This is a genomic window from Salinarimonas sp. (assembly GCF_046292825.1).
Classification (GTDB): domain Bacteria; phylum Pseudomonadota; class Alphaproteobacteria; order Rhizobiales; family Beijerinckiaceae; genus Salinarimonas.
This window is the reverse complement of the sequence record NZ_JBKBQG010000089.1, coordinates 1-3654: the sequence shown is the minus strand read 5'-3', so window position 1 is coordinate 3654 and position 3654 is coordinate 1. Positions and strand designations below refer to the sequence as shown.

Annotated in this window: 3 protein-coding genes; 2 read left to right on the top strand and 1 reads right to left on the bottom strand. The window is 69.9% G+C overall.

From position 1 onward, the window contains the following. Positions 1–306 precede the first annotated feature (306 nt). Positions 307–1152 carry an ion transporter gene (locus ACK4UM_RS20820; protein ID WP_409802951.1) on the top strand — a complete coding sequence of 282 codons (846 nt, stop codon included), beginning with the start codon at positions 307–309 and terminating at the stop codon, positions 1150–1152. A gap of 3 nt (positions 1153–1155) precedes the next feature. On the opposite strand, the gene ACK4UM_RS20815 is transcribed toward ACK4UM_RS20820, so the two are convergent. Next, positions 1156–1620 carry a DUF1203 domain-containing protein gene (locus tag ACK4UM_RS20815; RefSeq protein ID WP_409802948.1) on the bottom strand — a complete coding sequence of 155 codons (465 nt, stop codon included), beginning with the start codon at positions 1618–1620 and terminating at the stop codon, positions 1156–1158. Positions 1621–2020: 400 nt separating this feature from the next. On the opposite strand from ACK4UM_RS20815, the gene ACK4UM_RS20810 reads away from it, so the two are divergent. Beyond that, positions 2021–3487, top strand: coding sequence for an FAD-binding oxidoreductase (locus ACK4UM_RS20810; protein ID WP_409802946.1), 1467 nt, complete (start codon positions 2021–2023; stop codon positions 3485–3487). Positions 3488–3654: the final 167 nt, after the last annotated feature.

Sequence of the window (3654 nt, the reverse complement as noted above, 5' to 3'; positions counted from 1 at the left end):
GCCCGGCGCCGACGGCGACGGGTCGGATGGGGTCATTCGCAGCGAAGCTGCGAAGGGGCGTCGTCGTAGAGCGCCTTACGTAAGGAGAAGCCCAACGCCCCTTCGACCCTGCGGGTCGAAAAACCCCATCCGTCTCCGACCCCTGCTCGGGGTCGGAGCCACCTTCCCCTGAGGGGAAGGAGAGGGAGCGCCCCCAAGGTCGCACGCATGCGGGACCTGCGATTGCGTGCGCCCCCTCCCCCTTGACCCCGCGCGCGAGCGCAGGCAAGCCGTTGCGAGCCCCCGCAAACCCTCCGGAGAGCCCCCGTGGACCGCCTGCGCGCGCTCGTCGCCTCCCCGCTCACCGAGCGGGTGATCATGACCATCGTCATCGTCAACGCCGTCACGCTCGGCCTGCAGACCGTGCCCGAGATCATGGCGCGCTACGGCGCGATCCTGGCGCTGATCGACCGGGTGATTCTCGCGATCTTCGTCCTCGAGATCGCCGCGCGGCTCGCCGTGCATCGCCTGTCGTTCTTCAAGAACGCCTGGAACGTGTTCGATTTCGTCATCGTGGCGATCGCGCTCGCCCCCGCGACGACCGCCTTCTCCGTGCTGCGGGCGCTGCGCGTCCTGCGCCTCTTGCGCCTGATCACGATCGTGCCCTCGCTCAAGCGCGTGGTGGGAGCGATGGTCGGCGCGCTGCCGGGCATGGGCTCGGTGATCGTGCTCCTGAGCCTTCTCTTCTACGTCTTCTCGGTGATGGCGACGAAGCTGTTCGGCGGGTCGTTCGAGGAATGGTTCGGCTCGATCCCCGCCTCCGCCTACACGCTCTTCCAGGTGATGACCCTCGAGAGCTGGTCGATGGGGATCGTGCGACCGGTGATGGAGGTCTATCCCTACGCCTGGGCCTTCTTCCTGCCCTTCATCCTGTCGACCACCTTCACCGTGCTCAACCTCTTCATCGGCATCGTGGTCTCGGCCATGCAGAGCGAGCACGAGGAGGAGACGAAGGCCGAGCGCGAGGAGCTGCGCGCGGCCGAGCAGGCGATGCAGAACGAGGTCCACGCCGCCGCCTGCGTGGTGCAGGAGACGAACGCGGCGCTCCTCGAGGAGGTCAAGGCGCTGCGCCGGGAGATCGAGAGCCTTCGCGCGGAGGTCGTGCGCGGCTGACGCTCAGGCGCGCCGCGCGCGAGCGGCGAAGCAGCCGGGCTTGGCGAAGTGGACGTCGACGAAGGCGATCGCCTCGTTCGCGAGCATCGCCTCGAGCCGCGCGGCGACGTCGCGCCCCTCGATCACGTCCGCCTCGCGCATGAAGGCGCGCGCGTCGAAGGCGCGCAGGGAGAGAAGCCGGGAGAGAAGCATCGCCGGCACCGCGCCCGGCTCCGGCACGGCCTCGACCGCTCCCTCGCGCACGTAGACCGCATGGCTCGCGGCGTAGGGCGAGCGGGCGACGAGGTGGCGATGGTTGACGAGGATCAGGCGCTCGCCGACGCGCGCGTCCTCCAGGCTGACGCGGCAGGGATAGCCCGGATGCGCGTCGGCGACGATGCGGGAGCCCCCCGCCTCGGCGAGCGCGTCGTCCGTCATCTCGAAATAAGGCGCGAAGCCGCGCGCGGGCAGAGCCTCGATCCGAAACATCCTGAGCACCCTCCTCGGTGAACGGCGCCCATCCTCCGCCCGAGCGGCGCGGCGGGCCACCCGATTACGATGTTATCCGATCCACCCATCTCTTCCGATCGGGTTCCCTGGAGATCTCGGGGTTTGCGAAGAGCGCGACGGTCTCCCCTCCCCCCTTGTGGGGAGGGGCGGGGGTGGGGGTCGTGCAGGATCGAGCGATCGCGTGCCGCCTCGACGACCCCCATCCGTCTCCGGTCGCTGACGCGCCCAGAGCCACCTTCCCCACAAGGTGGAAGGGCACGGACGGCGCTGGTCACGTGCGTGGAGCGAGATGCATGAACGGAATAGCGACGGCGACGGGTGACGCGCGCCCCTGCCCTCGTGCTATCAGGGGGCCAGCACAGGAGCCGGATTCCCGCCTATGACCATCGAGAACATGCTGCTCGACGCCCTCGACGCCGATTTCGTCGCCCGCCTGCGCGAGCGGCTCGGAGAGCGCCACGTCTGGACCGACGTGAACGAGGTCGAGCCGCACCTCGTCGAGAGCCGCAACCTCTATCGCGGCAGCGCCACCGCCGTGGTGCGCCCGAAGGACGCCGCCGAGGTCGCATTCGTTCTCAGCCTCTGCAACGAGGCGAATGTCCGCGTCGTGCCCCAAGGCGGCAATACGGGCCTCGTCGGCGGGGGCGTGCCCTATGGCGGGCTCGTGCTCTCGCTCGCGCGGCTCGACGCGATCCGCGAGGTCGACGCCACGAATTCCACCATCACGGTCGAAGCGGGCGTGACGCTCGCGCGCATCCAGGAGGCGGCGGAGGCGGCCGATCGGCTGTTCCCGCTCTCGCTCGCCTCGCAGGGCACCTGCCAGATCGGCGGCAATCTCGCGACGAATGCCGGCGGCACCGGCGTGCTGCGCTACGGCAACACGCGCGATCTCGTGCTCGGCCTCGAAGTGGTGCTCGCCGACGGGCGTATCTGGAACGGCATGAAGCGGCTGCGCAAGGACAATACGGGCTACGACCTCAAGCACCTCTTCGTCGGCTCGGAGGGCACGCTCGGCGTGATCACGGCGGCCGTGCTCAAGCTCTATCCGCGCCCGAAGGCGACGGTGACGGCCTTCCTCGGCTGCGCGGGCCCGCACGAGGCGCTCGGCGTGTTCGAGCGGCTGCGCGAGAGCGCGGGCGACCAGCTCACCGCCTTCGAGTTCATTCCCCGCTTCGGCCTCGAGCTCGTGCTGAAGCACGCCGACGGCGTCGTGCGCCCGCTCGCGGGCGACCACGCGGCCTATGCGCTCGTCGAGCTCTCCTCGCCGCAGGAGGGCGCCGATCTCGCCGGCACGATCGAGACCGTCATCGGCGGCGCCATCGAGGACGGCCTCGTCGAGGACGCGACGCTCGGCGCGAGCCAGAGCCAGAACGCCGCGCTCTGGAAGCTGCGCGAGATGCTCTCGGAGGTCCAGGGCCGCGAGGGCGGGTCGATCAAGCACGACATCTCGGTCCCGGTCTCGCGGGTCGCCGATTTCATCGTCGAGGCGAGCGCGGCCTGCGAGGCGGCGATGGAGGGGGTGCGGGTGTGCGCCTTCGGCCATTTCGGCGACGGCAACATCCATTTCAACCTCTCCCAGCCCGTGGGCATGGAGAAGGCGGCCTATTTGCGGGAGTGGGAGCGCTTCAACCGCATCGTCCACGACATCGTCCACGCATACGACGGCTCGATCGCGGCCGAGCACGGCATCGGGCTGATCAAGCGCGACGAATTGCTGCGCTACAAGGACCCGGTGGCGATCGAGACGATGCGGGCCATCAAGGCGGCGCTCGACCCGAAGGACATCCTCAACCCCGGCAAGGTCGTCGCCCTGGGGACGGACGCGCCGTCGGCATTGCCGGGGTGACATCCCTCCCCGTAGGGGAGGGTGGCCCCTGAGCGAAGCGAAGGGGTCGGGTGGGGCCCGGGTGGTGAGAAATCCGCAAACCTCGGGCCCCACCCGGCCTTTCTCGGCTCCGCCTCGAAAGTCCACCCCCCCCGCCGGGGGGGGGGGGGGGGGGCGGGCTACCGCCC

Excerpts from the sequence above, each read along its gene's own strand:
- ACK4UM_RS20815 (WP_409802948.1), bottom strand. The coding sequence starts at position 1,620 with ATGTTTCGGATCGAGGCTCTGCCCGCGCGCGGCTTCGCGCCTTATTTC.
- ACK4UM_RS20810 (WP_409802946.1), top strand. The coding sequence starts at position 2,021 with ATGACCATCGAGAACATGCTGCTCGACGCCCTCGACGCCGATTTCGTC.